Here is a 23595-nt window from a genome sequence, read left to right as displayed (position 1 = left end):
CCACCCATGCAGCGGGCTGCTGCGTGACCATGCGGATTGGAATCGATTACGGTGGGACGAAAATCGAGGCTGCCGCTCTCTCGAAGGACGGTGAGGTCCTGCACCGCCGCCGCATACCGACACCCGACAAGTACGATCTGGCGCTGACGACGCTGCGCGATCTGGTGGCGGCTGTGGAGGCGGAAGTTGGCCGCCGGGGGACTGTCGGGATCGGCACCCCGGGGTCTCTCACGCCGGGTACGGGACTGATCCGCAACGCCAATTCGGCGTGCCTGAACGGTCAGCCTTTCCAGCGCGATCTCGAAGCCGCGCTGGGCCGGGAGGTCCGGCTTGCCAACGATGCCAATTGTTTCGCCCTGTCCGAAGCCATCGACGGCGCGGCAGCGGGGAAAGCCTCCGTTTTCGGGCTGATCGTCGGCACGGGTTGCGGCGCGGGTTATGTGCTGGACGGCAAGGTGGTTGGCGGTGCGCATGGGCTGGCCGGCGAAGTCGGGCACATGCCGTTGCCGGACCCCGGCCCGGACGAACTGCCGGCGCCGGCCTGCTGGTGCGGGCTGCGCGGATGCCTTGAGAACTGGGTCTCGGGAACGGGGTTCCAGCGCGCATTCAAGGCCGCGACGGGGCGCGATCTCGATCCTCCCGCAATCGTTGCGGCCGCGCGGGATGGCGATGCAGCGGCGCAGGAAGCGCTGCGGCGCTACCGAGACAGGCTGGCGCGCGGGCTGTCGGTGGTGGCCAACCTCATGGATCCGGACGTGATCGTGCTGGGCGGCGGAATGTCGAATGTCGGCCAGATCTACGAAGGATTGGCCGAAGCGGTTCAGGCCCGAACGTTCTCGCGCGCGTGGGCCGGAGCGGTGGTTCCGGCGCGCTGGGGCGACAGCTCAGGCGTGCGCGGCGCGGCGCTGCTCTGGGATCCGGAGGAAGTACCGGTGCCTTCGTGACGTGTCAGGGCGCCGTGCGAAGGGCGCAGACTTCGGCCGAGAGCTTCTCAACGACCCTGGCCCCGGCGGCGGTGAATTCCATTGAGCGGGCCTCGTTTGAGAAGCGCGGCCATGCGGGCAAGGCGCCGCCGTTGGGATCGCCGCTGCGGGCAAAGTTCACCCAATAGGCGGCCAGCGGCGCGAGGGCCTGATCGGAAGCGCCTTCATCGCCAAGCACGTAGCGGATTTCGGAGCCATGGGTCACGGGCTTGGCGTCCGGCCCATCGAGGTCGAACTGGTAGTGCCACGTTGCGCCGCCCGATCGCCCGCGCTCCGCGGCAACATGGAGCGAAGGGCAACGGAAGGTAAGGTCGTTGGCCAGCCGCAAGTTGAGGTCGGCCGGAGGTGCCTGGCCCTGGACAAGTCCGTAGGTCTCCATGGCCCTGCCGGCATTGGCACCGAAACCCCGTGCGATGGCACGCTCCGGTGCGCCGTAGAGCCCGAGTTCGTAGAGGTTGTTGCCGATCAGTAGAGGAATCTCTCGCCCCACGCCGCGCGACAGGGCGGCCGCGGGCGTCTCGGTCAGGACCGTGCCGTCCGTCACGGCCTGCAGCCAGATGAAGCTCTTGTCGTCCAGGCCGGGAACGTCGGCGGCGTCGCTGGCACGGAGCAGGGCCTCGGCGGGAAGCGCGCGAAGCTGCCGGGCACTGGCGTGAGGCGGCGCTCCGGCCGCGCGCACGATGGTTTCGCCCAGCGCCTCGTTCTGCGCCAGGCTTCGCGGTGGCAGACCGAAGCCCGGCGTGCCGCTTTCGGCAATGGCCTTGGTGAAAAGCCCCTTCGCGCCGGGTGAGAGCATCTGCAGCCCGACATCCTGAGCGCCTGCCGATTCCCCGAAGATCGTGACATTGGCCGGGTCGCCGCCGAAGCGGGCGATATTCGCGCGGACCCAGCGCAGGGCGGCCTGCTGGTCCATGAGGCCATAATTGCCCGAATGCGCGCCCAAGGCGGCATGCGAGAGGAAGCCGAACGCGGAAAGGCGGTATTGCAGGCTCACCAGCACCACACCGCGGCGCACGATGGGAGAGGCCACCGTTCCCGCGCCGCTACCGGCGCGGTTGCCACCGCCATGGATCCACACCATGACCGGCAGCGGCGCCTTCGGTTTCAGGGAAGGCGTGGCGACGTCCAGGTAGAGGCAGTCTTCCGACTGGTTTGCGGCCGCCCCGTGGTTCCACCCATAGTCCACCTGCATGCAGGCCGGAGCCGAGCGCACCGCTTCTCGCACGCCTTGCCACGGCGCGACGGGTTGGGGCGGCTGCCAGCGGAAGTCGCCGATCGGCGGAGCGGCGAAGGGAACACCGCGGAACAGGCTGCGGCCGTCCGGCGTCGCTTCGCCCTGGATCGTCCCGGCATCGGTTTCGACGACCGGGGCGGGGGTGCTCGCAGCCGAAGCCGCGAGCAGCATTGCGGCGATCACGGTATGCGGGCGGCGGCTAGCGGCCGCGGGGCGGGTAGCGCGAGCGCCTGGGTGAAGGCGGCCTCGGCCACCTTGTTCATCACTTCGTAGCCGGCCGGGGTCGGGTGGACGTGATCCGACGTCAGCCCTTCGCGTGCGCCGAGACCGGTGCCTTTCATGGCCGTCCAGTAATCGGCATAGACCGATCCGGTTTTGGCAGCATAAGTCTTGAGCCAAGCGTTGATCCGCTGGATACGCGGACCCGTATCCAGGCCGGGGCGCCAGGGGAACAGATCGGCGGGCGGGATGGAGGCCAGGATCACGCGGATGCCGTGGGCCTGGGCCATTTCCACCATGGAGCGGAAGTTGGCCTGGATCTGCTCGTCGGTCATCGGTCCGGTATTTCCGGCGATGTCGTTGGTCCCGGCCATGATCTGGACGACTTGTGGATTGAGGTCGATCACGTCCTGCCGGAAGCGCAGCAGCATCTGGGAGGTGGTCTGCCCGCCGATGCCGCGCCCAATCCTGCCGGGCGTGAAGAAGGCGCGATCGAGATCGTACCAGCCCTGCGTGATGGAATCGCCCATCAGGACGATACGAGGCTTCACGGTGCCCACGACATCGGTGGCATTCGCCTCGCGGTAGCGCGCGCTCCAGGCCCAGTCCGTACGCAAACGCAGGTCCGCGGCCTGCGCGGCGGTCTGGACCGGCAGGGTCGAAACGGCCGGGGCCTGGGCCAGGGCGGGCGGCGCGATGGCAAGGGCGGCGACGGCAACGGAAAAAGCGGGCAGGGTCTTTAGTCGCAAGGTCATTTTCCTGTGGCGATGGTCCGGGGTGCGACGTTCCAACCGCGGAGCTTGACGGAAGGTGAACTTCCGGCTGCATCCCTGGGGGCAGTGATCGTCACGTTACGCGTCTCGCCTGGCAGGAGCGAGATGTAATTGTCTGAAAAATAGGCCGGAAGGACCTGTTTGCCGGCAGCGTCGAACAAGGTCAGCTTGGTCTGGATTGCAGCCGTCTTGCCCGGATTGCTCAAGGTGACCTCGATTTTCGCTTCGTCGCCAGCTTGCGCGGCCCGCGCTTGCGCCGTGAGCGGGACGGGGGCCATGGTGCCGAGGGCCTGAAGCGCCTCGTCGCTGGCGGCCTGCCAGTAGAAATTGTCGGAAAGGCGTGTTCCCGTTGTGTCGAGCGCTTCGAGGCGGATCAGGACCGGCCCGGATGCCGTCAATGGCGCCAGGTCGAGCGTGAAGGCATCGCCGACTTTGCCGCCGACGAGGTCGAGCTTCTTTTCCTGCGCCGCGAGCTGCCGGCCATCAAGCGCCTGGATCACCGCGCGCACCGTCACGCCGCTCAGTCCCGTCATCCGGTTGTTCACCAGGATCACCTTGTGGTCCGGCAGGTTCATCTGGACGTGGACCGGCTCGGAGGCCTTCTTCATCCCGTAGAATGCGCCATGGGTGTCATAGTCGGAAGACAGGATCTGCCAGGCCGAACTTGGCCATGCGGGCTGCGTCATCCAGAGCATGCGTCCCGAATTCTCGGTCCAGAGTCCGGCATTCATGCCCTCGAAGATCGCGCGGTAGCTTTCGTACTCCAGCATTTGTGCCTTGCGCTCGAAGTCCGGCAGGCTGGTGGCCTTGCCGAATTCACGGTCCATGGCATCGGTGAAGCTCTTCACCGCGCCGTTCCCGGTCTGATGCCAGTCGTGATAGGCCCAGGTATCGCTGATCGGCCAGCGCTCGCTTGCCGGGATGGCGCGTTCCCAGGATTCCAGCGTCGGGAAGGAAGGCGTGCCAACTTCGACCGCGAAGCCCTTGGAATATTCGGTGAAATACTTTTCGGGCGCGCGCCAGTTATAGGGCCCGGAATCGTGCAGGTTGATGCGATTGGAAGAGGCCATGTAGAGCCGGGTGCCGTCTTCCTGGCGCAGCATGGCATCCAGGCCCTCGTTGAGGATCGGCTGCGGCACGCCTTCGTTGCGGCCGAACCACAGGATGATCGAAGGGTGGTTGCGGAAGCGCTGGACCACGTCCGTGGCATTGCGGAGGAACAGCCCGGCGTCCTCGGCCTCGATGTTGTAGTCCTGCGTCGATTCCCAGAAATCGCTCATGACCATCAGGCCGTATTCGTCCGCCAGGTCGAAGAAGCTGGCCTGGGTGTTCTGGCCCACCCAGTTGCGGATGACGTTGACGTGGGCGTCCTTGTGGAGCTTGAAGAACGGCTCCAGCCGCTGGCGGTCGACCCGCTTCATGAAATCGTCCATGCCGATCGAGCCGCCGCGCGCGGCGATCCGCACGCCGTTGACGCGCAGGACGAGGAAGGGCGAGAGCGCTTCGTCGCCCTGGATCGGCGTGACGGCTGGGGACTTGTCGGCGCCGGGAGCGAAGGAATAGGCCCAGCCGCCGCGCACCTGCCGGATCGCCTCGTGTCGCTCGTCGACGATCTGCTGGCCGAGCGCGCGGGCCTTTTCGAAGTCTATGACGACCCGGTCGAGGTTGCCGGCATCGTCCACCAGCGACATCTCGTACGTCACCTGCCGCATGCCGAAACGCAGGTCCTTCGCGTCGGACCTGGCGCCGTCCACCGAAGCGGTCAGATGCAGCGTGTGCAGCGCCGGGTCGCCGTAGCCGTTCGGCCACCAGAGCTTCGGATTGCGTACCGCAAGGGCCGCATCGCTGTCTGGCGAGAAGCGCACCGCCGCGGACTGATGCGCGGGAATGGTGATCGACCGCTCGACCGCCACGTCATCGAAAGCGGCGCGCACGGTTGCGGTGCGGGGCTGGTCGGACAAGTTCTCGACAGGAACCGTGATCTCGACATTCGCCACGGAATTGTCGGCGCGGGGCAGGGTGGTGACGACTTGCGGATCGCCGATCTGGACGTCTCCCGAGGCGCGCAGTTGCACGTCCTGCCAGAGACCTGTCTGTCGGTCGCGAATGGTGGGGATCCAGTCCCAGCCTTCGGAAGCGCCGAAAGTCGGGCCGTCCAGCATCATGGCGCCGCCGTTCTCGCCCACGCCGGACGTCAGCGATTCCTCATGGGCGTGGCCCGGATGGGGCGGCGGCGAAACGCGGATCGCCACGGCATTGCGGCCGGGTTTGAGGTAGGCCGAAACATCGAAGCGGCCGCGCACGAAAGCGCCTCGGGTCGTGCCGACCTCGATGCCGTTGACCCATACCTGCGAACTGAAGTTCACACCGTTCAGCAACAATTCCAGATGCTTGCCCGATGTTTCTGAGGGCAGTTCGAACTCGGTGCGGTACCAGTAGTCCTGCCGTGCCAGCTTCTCGGGAATGACGAGGTTGTTCAGGCCATGGGCCGGGTCGGGATAGACGCCGCGATCGACCAGCGTGGTCAGCACCGTCCCGGGAACGGTTGCGGCGTACCACTTGCCGCTGGTGAAGCCGGGGCGCGAGATCGTGCTGCCGTCACCGGACACGGCCGGCGCTTCGGCGAGCGTCCATTTCTGCAGCGTCCACGCGGCATCGCCTTTGGCGACGAGCGCGGACGTTGGCGCGACGGGCTTCGCGATGGGCTTGTCCGGCGCGGCCGCGCTGCGCGGGAGTGTGGCGGGGGGCTGGGGCGTCAATTGCCCCTGCATCTGTTTCACCTGAAGCGGCCAGCGGGCACTCGTTTCGGTGAACTGGACCAGAGCCGGATCGCGGCCCTCTGCGGCGGCCTTGCGCAAGTCGGCAGGCGACATCACTCCGGCATCGATACGGAGCCCGACGAGGCGCGCGGCAATGCCGCCGGAGGGCTGGGTCGATGGCGCCACCAGCAGCTTGCCGGGTGCTCCCGCAAGCGGCTGCGTCAGGGTCGCAGCCAGGCGTCCGTCCACGAAGAGGCGCTGGCTGCCGCCTGCGGAGACGATGGCGTAGTGGTGCCAGGCGTCCGCTTTGCTCAGGGCGCCGCCCCGCGCAGTCTGCCCGCCGGCGGAAAGAACGGGCCGTCCCGCCGCGATGGAGAGCGAAAGCTGCGCCGCCGTCTCGTCTCCCAACGCGACCAGAGTGCCTTCGCTGCCGGCTTCAAGCGCGGCGCGGAAAGAGAGCGTCCAATCGCCCGCGGGCAAAGAGAGGTCGCTGGACCACGTCGGCGCCGCGGGAATAAGCTGGAGATCGAAGGGGCCGGCCACTTGCGCCCCTGCCGAAGCGGACACCGCCAGCCAGGAAACCGCGCATGCCATGCCCAGAACTGCTTGCGCAGAACGCTTCGTCCGTTTCATCATCCCCTGCCCCTCTATGCCGCTTCGGCCTTGTTTGACCAAGAAACACGGCTTCCGGGAAAAAGACAAATGTTTTTACATATTGCGGGACGGCTTTTTAACGGGAAGACTGTTCGCCGCTATTTCTGCTCTGTCGTTGACGTGGCAAGCCGCCTCGGCAATGTGCGGCGCGAAAGACGGGCTTCACTTCGATGGAATTTGGGCACTCGATGAGAATCGTCATCATCGACGACAGCGGATTGCGCGCGACGGTTCTCGAAGAGGGCCTGCGCGAGGCCGGGTATGACGATATCCATATCGTCCCGCCGCGCGGCGCCTTCGTGGCCCGCCTCGAACGGATGGCGCCCGACGTGGTGCTCATGGACCTTGGCAGTCCCAGCCGCGACACTCTGGAGGAAATGCTCAGCGTCAGCCGTGCGCTCGCGCGGCCCATCGCGATGTTCGTGGACAAGTCCGACGAGGCGATGATCGGTGCGGCCATCGATGCGGGTGTCTCGGCCTATGTCGTCGACGGGTTGCGCAAGGAGCGGGTGAAGCCGGTGCTTGAACTGGCGGTGCGGCGCTTCAATGCTTTCGCCCGGATCCAGGCCGAATTGGACGAGGCGCGCAATGCGCTTTCGGACCGCAAGGTGATCGATCGCGCCAAGTCCATCCTGATGGCGCAGCGCAACCTGTCGGAACAGGACGCCTATACGCTCCTGCGGTCGAGCGCGATGAACCAGGGGAAGAAGATCGTGGACGTGGCGCAGGCCCTGATTACCGCCAGCGACCTTCTGGGAGGGGGACTATGACGACGAACTTGCGCATCGCCTTCCTGCCGCTCACCGACGTGGCGGTGCTCGCCGTGGCGCAGGAGCGGGGCTTTGCCGAGGAAGAGGGGCTTTCGCTCGACCTCGTTCGCACGACCAGTTGGGCGACCCTGCGCGATCGTCTGGTCTATGGCCAGGTGCAGGCCGCGCACATGCTGGCGCCGCTGGCCGTGGCGGTGACGCTGGGCCTCAGCCAGCAACCCGCCGCGCTGGCCGCCCCTTACAAGCTGAACGTGAACGGCAACATGCTGGTCATGGCCAAGGACTTCGCGGCCGCGCTGGACCCGGACCTTGCCGGACGTCTGGCCGATCCGCTGGGCACGGCGCACGATTTTGCCGCTGCGATCGGCCTCTGGCGGCGCAAGCCGGTGATCGGCGTGGTCCATCGTTTTTCGAGCCATGCCTTGATGCTGCGCTACTGGCTGGCCAGCGCCGGTGTCGATCCCGACCGCGATGTCGTCTTGCGGGTGCTGCCGCCGTCGCTGACGGTCGAGGCGCTCCACGCCGGGGAGATCGACGGCTTCATCGCAGGCGAACCCTGGGGCAGCGCGGCGGTAGAGGCCGGGCTTGCCGAAACCGTCGCCGTGGGCGAGCGGATCTGGCGGCGCGGCGTGGAGAAAGTGCTCGCCTTCCGCCAGAACTGGATGGAGGAGAACCCCGAGACCGTCGATCGGCTCCTGCGGGCGCTGGTCCGCGCGGCAGCCTGGTGCGACGAGCCGGACAATCACAGCGCGCTGGCGGATCTGCTCGCCGCGCCGCGCTATGTGGATCAGCCCGCGGACCTGATCCGCCGCGCCCTGGCCGGTGAAATGGTGAACCGGGCAGGCGAACCGGCGATCCCCAATCCCGACTTCATGCTGTTCTCGCGCGAGGCCACGCCGTTTCCCTGGCGCAGCCAGGCGCTCTGGATCTATTCGCAACTGGTGCGTTGGGGCATGGTAGAGCACTCGGCCGACAGCGCCGCGCGCGCCGGAGCGGTGTTCCGTCCCGATGTTTTCCGCCGCGCCCTGGCTGGAAGCGATGTGCCCATGCCGGGTGCGAGCATGAAACTGGAAGGCGCCGTCCATTCGCCGCTGGCCGTGGGATCGCGCAAGGGCGACCTGACATTGGGGCCGGACAGGTTCTTCGACGGGCGCGTATTTGATCCCGAGCGTATCGACGATTACCTTGCGGGTTTTGTGCAACTGCGTTGATCGCCTTACCGAAGGCAGTGGAAAGTGGCGGATTCGCTGCCTGGGCAACGCTGGTCAGGCATCCTTTGACCAGGCGCCGAATTTTGTGCCTTGCAACATGACGCGAATCGCATGATGATGAGGGCCTCACGCGAAGACGCGTGACTACCGGATGCGCTGCTCCAAGGGCGGGGCGCCATCCTCACCGATATTCGCAGCAAAGCCGCTGACCGGGCTCACCCAAGGGTGACGTCCGGCCTGCGGCTTTTTTCGTGCCCGCTCTATGGGGAACCGACGATGGCAACCGCTTACTGGAAACGTGACGCAGAGGGCCGACAGGCCGACAACGCATCGGCCGATCTCGGCGGCGCATCGGAAGCCGGGACCAGCTTCTGGAAGGCCGGTCACGCGCCGACCTTGATCGCAGCCTTCCTCTATTTCGACCTTGCCTTCATGGTCTGGGTCTTGCTCGGCCCGCTGGCGCCGGAAATCGCCAGGACGCTGGGGCTGACTTCGGCCGAAAAGGGACTGATGGTCGCCACGCCAACACTCGCCGGCGCCTTGCTGCGGGTGGTCAACGGGCTGCTGGTCGACCGTATCGGACCCAAGCGTTCAGGCGCGATCAGCCAGCTTATCGTCATTGCCGGTCTGTTCTTCGCCTGGTTCATGGGCGTGAACAGCTTCGCGGGAACTCTGGCGCTCGGCGTGATCCTGGGCTTTGCAGGGGCGAGCTTCGCGATCGCGCTTCCGCTGGCGAGCCGCTGGTATCCGGCCGAGCACCAGGGCAAGGCGATGGGCCTTGCCGGCATGGGCAATTCGGGCACCGTGCTCGCTTCGCTTTTCGCGCCGATGCTTGCCAAGATGTTTGGCTGGAATGCCGTGCTGGGCCTTGCCTGCATCCCGCTGTCACTGGTCTTCGTCGTCTACATGCTCATGGCAAAGGATTCGCCCAACCAGCCGGCGCCGCGAAAGCTGGTCGACTATTTCGAACCGCTCAAGCAGGCCGACGCCTGGTGGCTCATGGCCTTCTATGCCGTGACTTTCGGGGGTTTCGTGGGCCTTGCCGCCTCGCTGCCCATCTATTTCACCGACCAGTTCGGCCTTACGCCGATCGTGGCGGGTTACTGCACGGCTGCCTGCGTCTTTGCAGGTTCGCTCGTGCGGCCGATGGGCGGCGCGCTGGCCGACCGCATCGGCGGGGTGAAGGCGCTGATGGCGGTCTACTTCGTTGCCGCTGTGGCCCTGGCGGGCGTGGCCAACGCCGTGAGCCTGCCGGGCGCACTGGGCATGTTCGTGCTGGCCATGCTGGCACTGGGCACGGGCAATGGTGCGGTCTTCCAGCTGGTCCCGCAGCGCTTCCAGGCCGAGATCGGCGTGATGACCGGGCTTGTCGGCATGGCGGGCGGTATCGGAGGGTTCTATCTCGCCAGCTCGCTCGGCCTTGCCAAGCAGATGACCGGCAGCTTCGCGCCCGGCTTCCTGATCTTCGCAGGACTGGCCGTGATGGCACTGGCGAGCGTGGCCGCGGTCAAGGGCCGCTGGAGAGCGCGCTGGAACACCGCAGCACGCATCTGATCGGAGAGGCGGCGGCGGCCGGGCAAGGCCGCCGCCCCGTTCGTCTCGAAGGGGGGACGTCAACTTCATGCGATATCTCATCGGAACGGCGGCCGCATTGGCCGCCGCGGGGCCGGCTTGCGCCCAGGAAATGACGTTGAAGCCCGTGGCCGAAGCCCGGGCGCGCTACGAACATGTCGATCAGGACGGGCTTTCCCAGGCAGCCGACGCCCTGACCTTGCGGGTGCGAGGCGGCGTAACTGCCGCCAGCGGCGCGATCAGCGCGACCGTCATCGGCCAGGGCACGCTGGCTGCGGTGGATCACTACTACGACGGTTTGAACGGCGCGGCGACGCGGCCGCTGGTCGCGGATCCGCAGAACGTGGCGCTCTATGTCGCGCAGCTGCAATATCGCACGAAGGCGCTGAGCCTTACGGCGGGACGTCAGAAGATCACGCTCGATGACGAGCGCTTCATCGGCAATGTCGGTTTTCGCGACAATGCGCAGACTTTCGATGCGGTGCGCGCCGAGATCACCCCTATCAGGGGACTGAAGCTGGATATCTCCTACGCCTGGAGCGTGCGCACGATCTGGGGTATCGACGGCGCGGGCGCACGTCAGCAGGCAGTCGGAGGCGACAACGTCCTCGGCAATTTCTCCTACGTCACGCCGCTCGGCACCTTGACCGGCTTTGCCTATCTCGTCGATCAGGACGAGGCGGCCGTGCAGGCATTCCGGCAGTCCAGCCAGACCTACGGAGCACGGCTCGCGGGAAGCCATGCGTTCGGCCCGGCGGTGAAGCTTGCCTATCAGGCCAGCTACGCCCGGCAGTCCGACTATCACCGAAACCCCAACGATTACGCGGCGGACTATTGGCTTGCGGACGGCCTGCTCGATGTGAAGGGCTGGAAGCTCAATGCCGGTTACGAGGTGCTGGGCGCCAGCAAGGGCTTGCCTTTCACCAGTTTCCAGACGCCGCTCGGCACCAACTTCAAGTTCCAGGGGTGGGCGGACAAGTTCCTGACGACTCCGGCGAATGGCTTGCGCGATCTCTATTTCGGCGGTGGCTATGGCTGGAAACAGGCGGGGCCGCTCTCCGGCCTGTCGGTTCAGGCGACCTGGCACCGTTTCGACAGCGATCGACTGGACCAGCATTACGGCAACGAGATCGATCTTCTCGCATCTGCGAAGGTGCGCAAGACGGCCGTTTCCTTGCGCTATGCCCATTACGACGCGCGGGAAATGGCAACAGACACGGATAAGTACTGGATTCAGCTCGATTGGGCCTATTGACGTCAGGCGCGACGGAATCGCTTGAGCACCATGCCGTTTAGCCGTATGGTGCAGTGCAAAGGACGACGCTGTCCTTCCAAACCATAGCCGATGCGATCCACTGACGGGCCGCAGAAGCGCGAATGATGGCAAGGCCGCCATCCAGACTTTCGGTTTTCGAACCGAGGGTCCGGATGGCGGCCTTTTTCTTTTTCTCCCTCAGTTTTCTGGAGTCACGGGGATGGAATTTCAGGACGGGATCGAGCGTTCGACGGACTATGAGGCCGCGCTTATCGTGCCTTCGGCCGATGTGCGCGAACATCTGGTGGTGGTCGGAAACGGCATGGCCGGGTGCCGCGCGGTGGAGGAACTGCTGGCGCGCGACGCGGGGCGCTACCGCGTCACCATCTTCGGCGCCGAGCCGCATGTGAACTACAACCGCATCATGCTCTCGCCGGTGCTGGCGGGCGAGAAGACCTTCGACCAGATCGTCATCAACACGCGCGAATGGTATGACGAGAACGGCATCGAACTGGTCACGTCCGATCCCGTCGTCACCATCGACCGTCCGGGGCGGACCGTCACCGCGCAGTCGGGCCGCAAGGTTCGCTACGACCGGCTGCTGATCGCCACCGGCTCCGATCCGTTCATCATCCCGGTTCCCGGCAAGGACCTGCCCGGCGTCATCTCCTTCCGCGACATGAAAGACGTGGACACCATGCTCGAAGCCGCGGCGGACGGCGGCGACGCGGTGGTGATCGGCGGGGGGCTGCTCGGCCTTGAGGCCGCGCACGGCCTGACCCTGCGGGGCATGAAAGTCACCGTCATCCACCTCATGCCCACGCTGATGGAGCGGCAGCTCGACGAAGCGGCGGGCTGGTTGCTCAAGAGCGCGCTCGAAGCGCGCGGGCAGACCATCCTGACCGGCGCGGACACTGCCGAGATCATGGGCGAGGGCAAAGTCGAAGGCGTGCGTCTGAAGGACGGGCGTGAGATCCCGGCCAGCCTCGTCGTCATGGCGGTGGGCATCCGTCCCTCCACGGCGCTGGCGCGCGAGGCGGGCCTCGACGTGGGCAGGGGGATCAAGGTCGATGACCACATGGTCACCAGCGACCCGCACGTCCTGGCCGTGGGCGAATGCGTGGAGCATGACGGCAACGTCTACGGCCTCGTCGCGCCGCTCTGGGACATGTGCCGCAGCTTGGCTGACGGCCTGACCGACCGGCACAGCGGCTATCGCGGCTCGGTAACGTCGACCAAGCTGAAGGTCGCCGGGCTCGACGTCTTCTCGGCGGGCGACTTCTCGGGCGGCGAGGGCTGCGAGGACATCGTGCTGCGCGACGCCTCGCGCGGGGTCTACAAGCGCGTGGTCGTGAAGGACGGTAAGGTCGTGGGCGCGGTGCTCTACGGCGATACGGCGGATGGAAACTGGTACTTCGATCTGCTCAGGAAGGGCGAGGACGTCTCGGAAATCCGCGACCTCCTCATTCTTGGCCAGGCCTTCGCTTCGGGCGGCAGCGCCGACCCGCTGGCGGCGGTCGCGGCGCTGCCTGACGATGCCGAGATCTGCGGCTGCAACGGCGTGTCCAAGGGGCAGGTCGTGGCCTCGATCGCGGCGGGCGCATGCAGTCTCGATGCCGTGCGCGGCACTTGCAAGGCCTCGGCCAGCTGCGGTTCCTGCACCGGCCTTGTCGAGAGCCTGCTGGCGCTGACACTGGGCGAAGAGGTCAAGTCCGGCCCGAAGACGATGTGCAAGTGCACCAGCTTCACTCATGACGACGTTCGGCGCGAGATCGTGGCGCAGCACATGAAGTCGATCCCCGAAGTGATGCACAAGCTCCACTGGTCGACGCCCGACGGCTGCTCTTCCTGCCGTCCGGCGCTCAACTACTACCTGCTCTGCGCGCTGCCCGGCGAATATGTGGACGACCAGCAGAGCCGCTTCGTCAACGAGCGCATGCACGCCAATATCCAGAAGGACGGCACCTATTCGGTGGTCCCGCGCATGTGGGGCGGCCTTACCAACCCGCGCGAACTGCGCGCGATTGCCGACGTGGTGGAGAAGTACGACGCGCCGATGGTGAAAGTGACCGGCGGCCAGCGGCTCGACATCTTCGGCATCAAGAAGGAAGACCTGCCCGCCGTCTGGGCCGATCTCAACGCGGCCGGAATGGTGTCGGGCCATGCCTATGGCAAGTCGCTGCGCACGGTGAAGACCTGCGTAGGCTCCGAATGGTGCCGCTTCGGCACGCAGGACTCTACCGGGCTGGGCGTGAAGACCGAGCGGATGACCTGGGGATCCTGGATGCCGCACAAGTTCAAGATCGCGGTCTCGGGTTGCCCGCGCAACTGCGCCGAGGCGACGATCAAGGACTTCGGCGTGGTCTGCGTGGACTCGGGCTACGAACTCCATGTCGGCGGCAACGGCGGCATTCACGTTCGCGCCACCGATTTCCTCTGCAAGGTCGCGACCGAGCAGGAGGCGCTCGATTACTGCGCCGCCTTCACCCAGCTCTACCGCGAGGAAGCGCGTTATCTGGAACGCACCGCGCCGTGGATCGAGCGCGTCGGCGTGGAATACATCAAGCAGCGGATCGTCGAGGACGACACCGGCCGCGAAGAACTGCGCGCCCGCTTCCTCTACTCGCAGAGCTTCAGCCAGGAAGACCCTTGGGCCGAACGCGCGGCGGGTCACAAGGCCGAACTGCATCAGCACCTTGAACCTTTGGCACCCCAGGAACTGGCGGCAGCGGAGTAACGCATATGAACGACTGGATCGACATCGGCACCCTGTCCGACATTCCCCTGCGCGGGGCGCGCACCGTGCAGATCGCGGGCGAAAAGGAAATCGCGGTTTTCCGCACCGGCGACGACAAGGTCTTCGCGCTCGTCAACGAATGCCCGCACAAGAAGGGGCCGCTCAGCCAGGGCATCGTCCATGGCCACTCGGTTGCCTGCCCGCTCCACAACTGGAACATCGCGCTCGCCAGCGGAGAGGCCCAGGGCGAGGACAAGGGCTGCACGCCGACGATTGCCGTGCGCCTTGAAGGCGAGCGCATCCTGATCGCGCACCCGGAAAGCTTGCGGGTGGCGGCCTGATGGCGGGCGATCCCATGGGGGGCAATCCCATCAGGCCCCATCTGATCGAGCGGGGCGAGGTCTGGCTCGTCGGGGCCGGGCCGGGGGACCCGGACCTGCTCACGCGCAAGGCCCAGAAGCTGATCGAGGCGGCGGACGTGGTCTTCGTCGACGCCCTCGTCGGGCCCGGCGTGCTGGACCTGATCCCGGCCGGAACCGAGCGGGTAAGCGTGGGCAAGCGATCGGGCCGGCACAGCAAGGCGCAAGGCTCGATCAACGATCTGCTGCTGGAAGCGGCGCAGGCCGGCAAGCGCGTGGTGCGGCTGAAGGGCGGCGATCCCTCGATATTCGGGCGCTCGGCCGAGGAGATGGATCATCTCATGGCAGCGGGCATTCCGGTGCGCATCTGTCCCGGCATCACCACCGCCAGCGCGGCGGCGGCGAGCGGGCTGGCCTCGCTCACCTTGCGCGGCGTGGCGCGCGGGCTGACGCTGGTGACGGCGCACCTCAAGGCGGGCGAGCCCCTGAAGCTCGATTGGGAAACGCTGGCCCGGCCGGGCGGTACCCTGGGCGTCTACATGGGCCGCGCGGCGGCGGGTGAGATCAGCCGCTCGCTGATCGCCGCGGGGCGCCATCCGGATACGCCGGTGATGATCGCGGTCAATGTCTCGCTGCCAAACGAACGCATGATCCGCGGCAAGCTCTCGGCGCTGGCCTTCCTTGTCGCCGCGATCAGCGATGATGATCCGACTCTGCTGCTCATCGGCGAGGCCGTGGCGGCGCGCGATGTGCCTTTGCAGGTGGTAAGGGAAAGGATCGGCGCGATGCAGTGACCGCGCCGACCCTTTTCATGCTCAGTCCAGATAGGCCGCGCGCAGCTTGGCGATCTGCGGCTTGTCGAGACCCATTTCGTCCTTGAGGTAGCCCATGGCGCCGCCCCGATGGGCGTCGAGAGCCCTGAACGCCGCTTCGATATAGGCCCGGTCGGCTTTCATGAAAGCGGCTTGCACGGCGGGCGGCAGCGACAGGAAGGCCTGCCCCGTGGCAGCGCTGGCGCCGGTCTTGGCCTTGGCAAGCGCGGCAGGAAGATATTGGTTGGTAAGCAGGTAGTCCTGGATCACCGTTTCGCGCGGCACGCCGAGCGCGGTAAGCAGGAGAGCGGACGATACGCCGGTGCGGTCCTTGCCTGCCGAGCAGTTGAACGCCAGCGGGGCGTTGCCCGCCAGGAGCTGCGCGAACATCCGCTTGAACTGCGGCGCGAAAGTCTTGAGCATCGCCGGGTAGGTCCTGGTCATGACAGCCGTGGCCGCTTCCGGTGTGATCTTGCTCATGTCCTTGGGCATGAGGCCGACCGCCATGCCGTCGTAGTCGTCGGCGAAGATGGTGGGGCCGGTGCCGGCGGCCCAGGGCATCGGCTCGGCCTTGCGCTCGCCCCGGTCGCGGTAGTCGCAGATCGTTCGGATGCCCAGCTTGTTCAGATAGCCCAGATCCTGCGCCGTCAGGTCCACCATCGAACCCGAGCGGAACAGCAGGCCCCACTTCACGGTGTGGCCATCGGCGGTGCGATAGCCGCCGAGGTCGCGGAAGTTGCGGCCGCCTTCCAGCGGCAGGAGCCGCTGGTGCGCCGTTTCAGCGGCAGGAGCCGGCGCTGCGACTTTCGCCGCTGCATGGAGTGCCGGCTGAGCGAACAGGCCGAGCGCGATGAGGGCGCCGGCGGAGAAACGCCAGTTCATATTCTTTTCCAATGTCCTGAGCTTAGTACTTGACGGTCGCGGAGACGCCGACGGTGCGCGGATCGTTGAAGATCCCGTAGTAGCCGAGCGAGGAACCGCCATTGGCCTTCACGAACGTATAGGCCTCGTTGAACAGGTTGCGCGCCCAGACCGAGAGTTCCAGCTTCGGTCCGCTCGCCATGCGGATGTCGGCAAGGGCGACGCGGCCGTTGACGATGAAGGACGATCCGGTCTTGGTGGGATCGCTGGCCATCGAGTACTGACCGGTGGCGTAGTTGCCGTCGAGGTGGAAGCGCAGCATGGCGTCGGCCACCGGCAGTTCGTAGTCGATCGCGGCGCTGGCGGCATGGCTCGGCGTGTAGACGGCATAGACCCGGGTCAGTGCGTCGCCGTTGAAGGGGTTCGGCGCCGGCGGCAGATGGACGTCGGTATAGGCATAGGAGCCGATGAGCGTCAGGCCCTGGAACGGCGTGATCGTGAGGTCGGCCTCGATGCCCTTGATCCGGCCATTGCCGCTGGCGTTGGTGGTTTCCAGCGTCGTGCGGGTGGTGTTCAGGACCGGCGCGATGAAGTCGATCTGCATGTCCTTGTAGGCGGACGTGTAGGCCGCGACGTTGAAGCGGGCATGATTGTCGAAGAACTCGGTCTTCGCGCCGATCTCGAACGTGGAGACCGATTCCGGATCGAACTTGCGATAGGTAAGCGAACGGCTGTTCGCGCCGCCTGCCTTGTAGCCGGTGCTCCACTTGCCGTAGACGTGCACGTCCTGGGTCACGTCGAAGGCAAGGTTCACCATCGGGTCGAAGCGATCCCAGGAGCCGTCCAGCGTGTAGTTCGTGGCGACGCCGTTCACTTCGTCGAGCGCGCCGGTCTTCTTGTCATGCGTGAAGCGTCCGCCGGCCGTGAGGTGGACGCGGTCGTCCAGCATGGCCGGCGTATACGTCGCCTGGCCGAAGACGCCGATGCTCTCCGTGACTGCGTGGCTGGCGCGATCGGGGAAGGGGATCGAGGACGTCGGCGTGGGGAGGATGGTGTAGCTGGTGCCGTCCGCGTTCCACTTGTTGGTGTAAGGCGTCCAGGCGTTATCGCTCACCTTCTCGTGATAGTAGAAACCGCCGACCACGAAGTTCAGCTGCTCCATGGTGCCGATGAGCTGCACTTCCTGGCTATACTGCTTCTGCCAGACGTCGGCGAGGCTGAAGCGGGCGAAATTGGTGTTGTTGCTATATCCCGGGATGAACACGCCGAGGTTGCTGGAACCGTTGTCGTTCTGGGTCTGGGTGAGCTGGCGATAGGAACTGATCGACTTGATTTCGAGTTCGGGTGAAACCGTCCAGTCGAGCGTGAGCAAGTGACCATGCGTCTTGCCGAGCGCCCAAGGCTGCGGCACGCCGATATTGGCGGTCTTGGCACGATCCGACTGCATCTGGAGCAGCGGACCGGTGGTGCGGGTCAGCAGCTGCAGATAGTAAGGCGTGGTTTCATCGCGCGAGATGTCGAAGGAATAGAGCGCGTTGAAGCTGCTGGAGGGCTCCCACAGCACGGCGGCGTGCAGGCCCTTCTTGTTGTAGGCGTTGAAATCGTGCTCGCCGGCCAGCGGATTGTCGACCGTGCCGCCGCGGGTGGTGATCAGGCCGTCCAGCTTGACGGAGATGTTGGCGAAGCTCGGCAGATCGAGGTGCAGGCCGGCCTCGCGGGAATCGTAGCTGCCGACGCCGACCGTGGCGCGCGCGCCGAATTCGCCGCTGGGCTTCTTGGTGACGATGCTGATCGCGCCGCCTTCGGTGTTGCGGCCGAAGAGCGTGCCTTGCGGGCCCTTGAGAACCTCGATGCGCTCGACATCGTAGAGTGCCGAGCCAAGGCCCTGTGCACGGCCCATGAACACGCCATCGATGTAGACGCCGACACCCTGGTCGCGGGCAGGTTGGTTGGCGTCACCCAAGGTGCCGACGCCGCGCATACCCACGGTGAGGGCCGAACTGCGCGAAAACATCGGCGCGATGCGCAGCGAGGGGATGGAACCGTCGGCCAGGGATTCGAGCGAGACGACGTGGCGGTTCTGGAGATCCTCTGCGCCCAGCACCGCAATCGAGATCGGCGTGGTCTGAAGGCTCGTCTCGCGCTTCTGGGCCGAGACGATGATGTCGGTGAGGCCGGAACCGGATTCGGCGCTTTCGGCAGCCGCATCGGCTGCGGCATCGGCGACTTCGGCGGCGTGAACGGAACCGGCCGCGAGCAGCGCGCCGAGCGCGCTGCCGGCCAGGGCTATGGAACGGAAGGTGGATGAGCGGCGGACGGACATGAAACGACCCTCATGGTGATGACGAGGCGTCGGCTAGAACGTCTGTATGTCAACTGTGTTACGCTTGTTGGGAATCGTGACAGGCGCTGGAACGGTTCGCTTGTCTGCGCATTCAGGCTTATGGCAAAGTCATCGAGTCCACGCCCGCGCCTGGCGTAGATCCTGGAACAAGGCTGTCGGCAAGACGTGATAGATCATGAATTTCAAGAGTTTTCGTCGCAAGAGAAGCTGATCCGGGCGGCGTTGGACGTCTGGGCGAATCAGGGCCATTCCGCGATGTCCGCGCGCACTCTGTCACGCGCGACTGGCCTGCCGACCTCCAGCATCTATCATCACTTTGGTTCGATGGAACAGTTGTTGCAATCGGCTCAGGCCTATGCGCGCGATGCCGCGCAGACATGGTGGACCGATCGGCTGGACGATCTTGCGGGTTGGCCGGAAGGCCTCGGAGCGCAATCGATTGCCCGGGCGCTTGCGGTGCTGGTGGACGATTGGACGAGCGAGCGGAGAGAACTGGCCTTCGCGGCAAACCAGTGCCATCTGCTTGCCCAGCGCGACGAAGCCTATCTCGTCGCCATCAATTCGTGGCGTGACCTCTGGGCGGATTTCTGGCGCGAGGTCTGCGGGCGCGCAGGGCTCGGCCACTATGCCGCGTTGACGGCACATGTCTTCGAAGCGACGGTGCAGTTCCATCTCATTCGCTGGAACCGCACCATCGACCGTGCGGCGCTCGATGAATTCTGCACCGGCTGGGGGGAATGGCTGTCGGGCAAACTGGCCGAGGAGGGCCCGTGGCGCCGACATGCGCGTGAGATCGCCCTGGCCTCGGCACCGGAAGTGCCGGCGCAGAACGGCGTTGCGGCCCGGATTTCGGACGCGGCGGCCGATATCGTCGAGGAAGGCGGCGTAAGCGCGCTGACTCACCGCGCGGTGGCGGCGCGCGCCGAAGTGACGCTGGGAGTGGCCTCCTACAATTTCCGCACGAGCGCGGATCTGGTGCGGGCGGCCTTCAACACGATCTATCGCGGGCTCACCGAAGTCTCGCGCGAGGGGCCAGTAGAGCGAATGAAACGGGGCGAATGGACCGCGGCCTGGCGCGATTTCTCCTCGCAGCCGCGCCGGCTCGTCGCGATGGAGGAACTGATGCTGGCGGTTGCCCGCGATCCGGAGCTTCGCGATTTCGCGCCGCAGCTTCGCTACTTGCGCGGCCGGAGCAGCGGGCTGCAGCTTCAGGCGCAGCTGGAGCCGGGTGCCCGGATTTCTCCGCTGGATGCCGCGCTCTATTCCAGCATGATTTCCGGGCAGCGGCGCGCGCTGATCGGCAGGCCGGAGGCGGAAATGCACGACAGTCTGGACCAGGCCGCGCGGATCGTCGCCGGGTTGCGCCGGGACGGCTAGAGGCAAAGGTCGACGCCCGGGCGGCATGGCCGCGCCGGGCGTCTTCCCGAAAGCTCAGGTCAGGTCGAGATCAGAAGCTCGCGCCGACCGAGAACAGCACGGTCGAGCCGGCGATCTGCGAACCGTTCTTGGTCGAAGAGAAATTCGGCTGCAGATAGGCGCTTTGCGACTTCGAGATATCGGTGTCGACATAGGCGACACCCAGCGTGACCGGGCCGAGCGCGAGGTCGGCGCCGAGCATCCAGTCGAGATATTCGCCGGTGGGGGCGACGCTGGTGCCGTTTGGGCCAAGGCCCGAGTTGCCGTTCGAATAACCGAAGTGCGCCTTCACGGTGAGCGGGGTGTCGGGAATGGCGGTGTTGCCGTCCACCCAGAGGTAGATGTTGTCGGTCTTGGCACCGAAGTTGCCGATGCCGTCCGCATAGTCGGCGCCGCTGGCGTAGACTTTGCCGAGGGCCTGCTGCTTGGGGGCGTAGGCCACGCCGACGAGGAGGTTGGCCGGGCCGACGGCACCCGACAGCTTGACGTAGGGCTCGGCAAAGTCGGTATCGTCCGCGCCGCCCGGATACATGTACCAGGTGAGGCCGACGTCCAGCTTCACGCCGCTGGTGATCTCGGTGGCGTAACCGGCCACGAGGTCGAGTTCCATGTTGGAGCCGCCGAAGGTGCCCCAGCCCGACAGGTTCGAGGCCCAGGTGCCGACGTAGATGCCGCTTTCATGCGATACGGTGAGGCCGCCCTGAACGGCCATTTCCTTGTCGCTCTGCGAAACGCCGCGGAAGCGATAGTCGGACACGAGCCCGACAGTGCCGGAAACGGTGATTTCGCTGGGAACCTCTTCTTGCGCCATGGCCGGTGCGGCGAAAGCAAGACCGGAGGCAGCAAGGCCAAGCAGGCCTGCGGCAAGACGGATTTTCATATGGAACGCCCTCATGATTGTTGTCGCGTTCCATCCTGCGGCCTGCAGCCGAACTCTACTTACATGGCGAGTTCGTTTCATGCAGACAGGACCACCAATACGTCCAATCATTGTCCTTAGCGTGTCGCATCGGTGACAAAGTGTTTCTCGAACGAAGCGGCGTCATTCGCGCAAAAAGAAACCGGACGGTCCGCGGGGAACCGTCCGGCAAGGAGAGGGACGCGGACGTGAGGAGGTCCGCGTCTTACGAGATGTGAAACGTCGTCATGCCGCGACAGGCAGCGGGCGCAGGATCAGCTCGGGGCCGGTCACGCGGTCCGCATGGCCGCTCTGGCGGCGGCGGTTGAGCCATTCGCTGATGGTCTCGGCAGTGGTGTGGTCCATGACCTTCAGCTGGCCGAGGTCAAGGTGGACCGGGCGGCCATGCGGGAGCTTTTCCAGGACCTTGTTGAGGCGGGTGAGGCCAAGGAACGTCGCGCCGCCGCCGAGGGCGAGGCGGGTCGATTCGCCGGTGTCGTGCTCTTCCACGTTCAGGCGCAGGTTCTTGAAGTGCGGAGCCAGCTCCAGCACCGTCAGAGCCAGGCCGACGAGGACGCCAGTGAGCAGGTCGGTGGTGACGACCAGCACGAAAGTCACGGCCCAGATCACGGCGGGGAAGGCGCCATAGGCATGGAACAGGTGACGGACATGGCTGAGGCTCACCAGACGGAAGCCGGTCACGACCAGGACGCCGCCAAGGGCCGCCATCGGCACTTCGCGCAGCAGCCAGGGCAGCAGCGCGATGAACGCCAGGATCCAGGCGCCGTGGAAGATCGTCGAAAGACGGGTCCGGGCGCCGGCCTGGACGTTGGCCGAACTGCGAACGATCACGCCGGTCATCGGCAGGGCGCCGAATACGCCGCAGAGCAGGTTGCCGATGCCCTGCGCGCGCAGTTCCTTGTCGTACTTGGTGCGTACGCCGTCATGCATGCGGTCCACCGCAGCGGCCGAAAGCAGCGTCTCGGCACTGGCGATGAAGGCGATGGCAAGCGCCGCCACGATCAGGGCCGGATTGGCGAGCGGGGCGAACCAGCCGGTGCTGGTCGGCAGGGCGAAGGCCGCGCCGATCGATTCCGGCACGGCGATGCGCGCCACGTCGAGGCCCATGGTCCAGGCGACGGCCGTTGCCGCCACGACGCCGAGAAGCGCGCCGGGGACGAGGCCCATGTTCTTCGGACGAACCTTTTCCCAGCCGATCATGACGATCATCGTCAGGACGCCGAGCATGACGGCCATTTCGGTGGAGGCCATGTTGGTGGGGTCAAGGCCGAGAACGCGGGCGGGCATCATCGCCATGTTCTGGAGCCCGCTCGACATCGGCTTCTCGTCGAAGAGGATGTGGAACTGTCCGATCACGATCAGCGCGCCGATGCCGGCGAGCATGCCGTGAACGACGGCCGGACTGATGGCGCGGAACAGGCCGCCGAGGCGCAGCGCGCCGGCCACGAGCTGGAACACGCCGGCCAGAAGCAGGACCGGGCCGAGGGCTTCGAGGCCGTGCTCGCGCACGAATTCGAAGACGATGACGGCAAGGCCGGCTGCCGGGCCGCTCACCTGCAGCGGCGAGCCTGCCAGCAGGCCGACGACCAAGCCGCCGATGATGCCGGTGACCAAGCCCTTTTCAGGCGGCACGCCGGAGGCGATGGCGATGCCCATGCAGAGCGGCATCGCCACCAGGAAGACCACGATCGAAGCCGTGAAGTCTCTGGCGAGGTGGGCGAAGGGCCCACTGCGGGTTTCCTCCGCAGAGGTGGCGGTTGCGGTCGTCATTCTGCTGCCTCTGCGAATTCGGTGGCGATGCGGGTCTTGGCCCGAAGCGCGACCGGAAGCGGTGCATTCTCGCGAAGCGGTTCGAACTGGCCGGTCTCGCCGTCGAGGCCGAGGACCTGGCCGGCGTGGATGTCCACGAACCAGCCGTGAAGCGTCACGTCGCCGCGGGCGATCGCGGCGGCGACCGAAGGATGCGTGCGCAAGTGGGCAATCTGGGCAATGATGTTTTCGAGGCTGATGGCACGAATGCGCTCATTGCCGTCAAGTTCGCCGTGGCAGGTGCTGACGATGTGCTCGGCAGCCGCGCCGTGCTTGAGCCAGGCGGCAACGTTCGGCATGGCTTCGAGGCCGGTCGGGTCGCTGAGCGCCTTCATCGCGCCGCAGCCCGAGTGGCCGCAGACGATGATGTCGCTGACGCCGAGGGCGGCCACGGCGTATTCCACAGTGGACGTGACGCCGCCGTTGAGCGTGGCGTAAGGCGGCACCATGTTGCCGGCGTTACGGCAGACGAACAGGTCGCCCGGCTGCGCCTGCATGATCTGTTCCGGCACGATACGCGAATCGGCGCAGGAGATCATGAGGGCCTTGGGTTCCTGGCCTTCGTTGGCGAGCTTGCCGAACAGTTCGCTGCTGGCGGGGAAGATGGTCTTCTCGAAATGGAAGACGCGTCCGATCAGTTCATTCACTCTCGTCACCTTTCCTTGATTTTAGGTGCTCCGCGCTCTCCGGAGGGGTGGGGGAACGGGGCGCGGAGCTTGATCGAGAAAAGTACGGATCGCTGTTTTCGGCTGTCGTGCGCCTTTGTCAGGAAATGTTGCTGCGCTGCAGCGTAAGGGAACGGCTTTCCGCCGGAATCCCCCGGTCTTCGGTGGTTTTACCGAAGACCGGATGGTGTTGCTGGCTATTGCGGAACGATAACAGGAACTTGGCTGGGTAATTCTGAGGCG

At 65.9% G+C, this 23595-nt stretch carries 17 protein-coding genes; 9 read left to right on the top strand and 8 right to left on the bottom strand.

Features of this window, described 5'->3' with window-relative positions:
* Positions 1 to 29: 29 nt before the first annotated feature.
* Positions 30 to 944, top strand: a complete 915-nt coding sequence (locus tag ACZ1J6_RS04755) for an ROK family protein (protein ID WP_465127434.1) — start codon at positions 30 to 32, stop codon at positions 942 to 944.
* 4 nt (positions 945 to 948) lie between these two features.
* On the opposite strand, the gene ACZ1J6_RS04750 is transcribed toward ACZ1J6_RS04755, so the two are convergent.
* Genes ACZ1J6_RS04750 through ACZ1J6_RS04740 form a run of 3 tightly spaced genes read right to left on the bottom strand, consistent with a single transcriptional unit; the run spans position 949 to position 6562 of the window.
* The gene (locus tag ACZ1J6_RS04750) at positions 949 to 2400 is read right to left on the bottom strand and encodes a carboxylesterase/lipase family protein (RefSeq protein WP_465127033.1); all 1452 of its coding nucleotides are present in this window, start codon (positions 2398 to 2400) and stop codon (positions 949 to 951) included.
* Positions 2397 to 3185 carry a GDSL-type esterase/lipase family protein gene (locus ACZ1J6_RS04745; protein WP_465127032.1) on the bottom strand — a complete coding sequence of 263 codons (789 nt, stop codon included), beginning with the start codon at positions 3183 to 3185 and terminating at the stop codon, positions 2397 to 2399. The genes ACZ1J6_RS04750 and ACZ1J6_RS04745 overlap by 4 nt, the downstream gene beginning before the upstream one ends.
* Before the next feature lie 2 nt (positions 3186 to 3187).
* The gene (locus tag ACZ1J6_RS04740) at positions 3188 to 6562 is read right to left on the bottom strand and encodes a glycosyl hydrolase 2 galactose-binding domain-containing protein (RefSeq protein ID WP_465127031.1); all 3375 of its coding nucleotides are present in this window, start codon (positions 6560 to 6562) and stop codon (positions 3188 to 3190) included.
* A 248-nt stretch (positions 6563 to 6810) separates the two neighbouring features.
* Here ACZ1J6_RS04740 and ACZ1J6_RS04735 point away from each other — a divergent pair, with 248 nt between their 5' ends.
* From ACZ1J6_RS04735 to cobA, 7 genes are all read left to right on the top strand, one after another.
* Positions 6811 to 7392, top strand: a complete 582-nt coding sequence (locus tag ACZ1J6_RS04735) for an ANTAR domain-containing response regulator (protein WP_465127030.1) — start codon at positions 6811 to 6813, stop codon at positions 7390 to 7392.
* The gene (locus ACZ1J6_RS04730; RefSeq protein WP_132265804.1) at positions 7389 to 8603 is read left to right on the top strand and encodes an ABC transporter substrate-binding protein; all 1215 of its coding nucleotides are present in this window, start codon (positions 7389 to 7391) and stop codon (positions 8601 to 8603) included. The genes ACZ1J6_RS04735 and ACZ1J6_RS04730 overlap by 4 nt, the downstream gene beginning before the upstream one ends.
* A 276-nt stretch (positions 8604 to 8879) precedes the next feature.
* Positions 8880 to 10157 (top strand): nitrate/nitrite transporter, encoded by a 1278-nt coding sequence (locus ACZ1J6_RS04725; protein WP_132265802.1) that lies wholly within the window; start codon positions 8880 to 8882, stop codon positions 10155 to 10157.
* 67 nt (positions 10158 to 10224) lie between these two features.
* The gene (locus ACZ1J6_RS04720; RefSeq protein ID WP_465127029.1) at positions 10225 to 11430 is read left to right on the top strand and encodes a hypothetical protein; all 1206 of its coding nucleotides are present in this window, start codon (positions 10225 to 10227) and stop codon (positions 11428 to 11430) included.
* Positions 11431 to 11650: 220 nt separating this feature from the next.
* Positions 11651 to 14167 (top strand): nitrite reductase large subunit NirB, encoded by a 2517-nt coding sequence (gene nirB / locus ACZ1J6_RS04715; protein WP_465127028.1) that lies wholly within the window; start codon positions 11651 to 11653, stop codon positions 14165 to 14167.
* Between the two features lie 5 nt (positions 14168 to 14172).
* Entirely contained in the window at positions 14173 to 14508 is a 336-nt protein-coding gene (gene nirD, locus ACZ1J6_RS04710; protein WP_132265797.1) for a nitrite reductase small subunit NirD, read from the top strand.
* Positions 14508 to 15320, top strand: a complete 813-nt coding sequence (gene cobA, locus ACZ1J6_RS04705) for a uroporphyrinogen-III C-methyltransferase (protein ID WP_431567618.1) — start codon at positions 14508 to 14510, stop codon at positions 15318 to 15320. Before nirD ends, cobA begins: the two co-directional genes overlap by 1 nt.
* Before the next feature lie 21 nt (positions 15321 to 15341).
* Here cobA and ACZ1J6_RS04700 read toward each other — a convergent pair whose 3' ends face one another.
* Together ACZ1J6_RS04700 and ACZ1J6_RS04695 are read right to left on the bottom strand one after the other, a co-directional pair.
* Positions 15342 to 16220 carry a tyrosine-protein phosphatase gene (locus tag ACZ1J6_RS04700; RefSeq protein WP_465127027.1) on the bottom strand — a complete coding sequence of 293 codons (879 nt, stop codon included), beginning with the start codon at positions 16218 to 16220 and terminating at the stop codon, positions 15342 to 15344.
* 22 nt (positions 16221 to 16242) lie between these two features.
* Positions 16243 to 18522, bottom strand: coding sequence for a TonB-dependent receptor (locus ACZ1J6_RS04695; RefSeq protein WP_465127026.1), 2280 nt, complete (start codon positions 18520 to 18522; stop codon positions 16243 to 16245).
* Between the two features lie 345 nt (positions 18523 to 18867).
* Here ACZ1J6_RS04695 and ACZ1J6_RS04690 point away from each other — a divergent pair, with 345 nt between their 5' ends.
* Complete coding sequence (locus ACZ1J6_RS04690) at positions 18868 to 19920, top strand: TetR/AcrR family transcriptional regulator (protein WP_465127448.1); 1053 nt, start codon at positions 18868 to 18870, stop codon at positions 19918 to 19920.
* A 70-nt stretch (positions 19921 to 19990) separates the two neighbouring features.
* Here ACZ1J6_RS04690 and ACZ1J6_RS04685 read toward each other — a convergent pair whose 3' ends face one another.
* From ACZ1J6_RS04685 to ACZ1J6_RS04675, 3 genes are all read right to left on the bottom strand, one after another.
* A complete protein-coding gene (locus ACZ1J6_RS04685; protein ID WP_132265790.1) occupies positions 19991 to 20839 on the bottom strand; it encodes a TorF family putative porin in 849 nt (282 codons plus the stop codon).
* Positions 20840 to 21103: 264 nt separating this feature from the next.
* Positions 21104 to 22648 carry a SulP family inorganic anion transporter gene (locus ACZ1J6_RS04680; RefSeq protein WP_132265788.1) on the bottom strand — a complete coding sequence of 515 codons (1545 nt, stop codon included), beginning with the start codon at positions 22646 to 22648 and terminating at the stop codon, positions 21104 to 21106.
* Positions 22645 to 23334 carry a carbonic anhydrase gene (locus ACZ1J6_RS04675; RefSeq protein ID WP_132265786.1) on the bottom strand — a complete coding sequence of 230 codons (690 nt, stop codon included), beginning with the start codon at positions 23332 to 23334 and terminating at the stop codon, positions 22645 to 22647. The genes ACZ1J6_RS04680 and ACZ1J6_RS04675 overlap by 4 nt, the downstream gene beginning before the upstream one ends.
* Positions 23335 to 23595 lie beyond the last annotated feature (261 nt).

Source organism: Novosphingobium sp. BL-S-21, assembly GCF_055521655.1.
This window is presented reverse-complemented; position numbering and strand designations above follow the sequence as displayed.

What these genes read in the sequence shown, in the direction of transcription:
- ACZ1J6_RS04755 (WP_465127434.1), top strand. Translation starts at nt 30, where the DNA reads ATGCGGATTGGAATCGATTACGGTGGGACGAAAATCGAGGCTGCCGCT.
- ACZ1J6_RS04740 (WP_465127031.1), bottom strand. Translation starts at nt 6,562, where the DNA reads ATGGCATGCGCGGTTTCCTGGCTGGCGGTGTCCGCTTCGGCAGGGGCG.
- ACZ1J6_RS04735 (WP_465127030.1), top strand. Translation starts at nt 6,811, where the DNA reads ATGAGAATCGTCATCATCGACGACAGCGGATTGCGCGCGACGGTTCTC.
- ACZ1J6_RS04730 (WP_132265804.1), top strand. Translation starts at nt 7,389, where the DNA reads ATGACGACGAACTTGCGCATCGCCTTCCTGCCGCTCACCGACGTGGCG.
- ACZ1J6_RS04725 (WP_132265802.1), top strand. Translation starts at nt 8,880, where the DNA reads ATGGCAACCGCTTACTGGAAACGTGACGCAGAGGGCCGACAGGCCGAC.
- ACZ1J6_RS04720 (WP_465127029.1), top strand. Translation starts at nt 10,225, where the DNA reads ATGCGATATCTCATCGGAACGGCGGCCGCATTGGCCGCCGCGGGGCCG.
- nirB (WP_465127028.1), top strand. Translation starts at nt 11,651, where the DNA reads ATGGAATTTCAGGACGGGATCGAGCGTTCGACGGACTATGAGGCCGCG.
- nirD (WP_132265797.1), top strand. Translation starts at nt 14,173, where the DNA reads ATGAACGACTGGATCGACATCGGCACCCTGTCCGACATTCCCCTGCGC.
- cobA (WP_431567618.1), top strand. Translation starts at nt 14,508, where the DNA reads ATGGCGGGCGATCCCATGGGGGGCAATCCCATCAGGCCCCATCTGATC.
- ACZ1J6_RS04700 (WP_465127027.1), bottom strand. Translation starts at nt 16,220, where the DNA reads ATGAACTGGCGTTTCTCCGCCGGCGCCCTCATCGCGCTCGGCCTGTTC.
- ACZ1J6_RS04695 (WP_465127026.1), bottom strand. Translation starts at nt 18,522, where the DNA reads ATGTCCGTCCGCCGCTCATCCACCTTCCGTTCCATAGCCCTGGCCGGC.
- ACZ1J6_RS04690 (WP_465127448.1), top strand. Translation starts at nt 18,868, where the DNA reads ATGGAACAGTTGTTGCAATCGGCTCAGGCCTATGCGCGCGATGCCGCG.
- ACZ1J6_RS04685 (WP_132265790.1), bottom strand. Translation starts at nt 20,839, where the DNA reads ATGAAAATCCGTCTTGCCGCAGGCCTGCTTGGCCTTGCTGCCTCCGGT.
- ACZ1J6_RS04680 (WP_132265788.1), bottom strand. Translation starts at nt 22,648, where the DNA reads ATGACGACCGCAACCGCCACCTCTGCGGAGGAAACCCGCAGTGGGCCC.